The organism is Corynebacterium hylobatis (genome assembly GCF_003955685.1).
Lineage (GTDB): Bacteria > Actinomycetota > Actinomycetes > Mycobacteriales > Mycobacteriaceae > Corynebacterium > Corynebacterium hylobatis.
In genome coordinates this window covers 1-312 of record NZ_RXHJ01000028.1, presented here as the reverse complement: position 1 = coordinate 312, position 312 = coordinate 1, and the positions used below count along the sequence as shown (strand labels likewise).

Genomic DNA, 312 nt, shown 5'->3' with positions numbered 1-312 from the left:
GCGACAGACCGAAATCCACACACGCCGGGATATACCCCGCCGGATTACCCAGATCATGACGCTTACCCTCATGGACCACGATATGCACCGGATGACCCTCCCTAATCATCAACTCAATCGCATCCGTGAGCTGGATCTCCCCACCCTTACCAGGTTCAATACGACGCAACGCATCAAAAATACCGCGGTCCAGCAGATACCTGCCCGTGGCCACCAGGGTCGACGGCGCATCAACCGGATCCGGCTTCTCCACCATCCCCACCACCTGCTTGACCCGCTCAGCCGGCAGATCACAGTCCGCCGGGATCTCCG

At 59.6% G+C, this 312-nt stretch carries 1 protein-coding gene; it reads right to left on the bottom strand.

Features of this window, described 5'->3' with window-relative positions; all coding sequences use genetic code 11:
• Positions 1 to 312, bottom strand: a 312-nt coding sequence (locus EAH68_RS14230) for a sugar phosphate nucleotidyltransferase (protein ID WP_277600482.1), incomplete at both ends; no start/stop codon positions are given.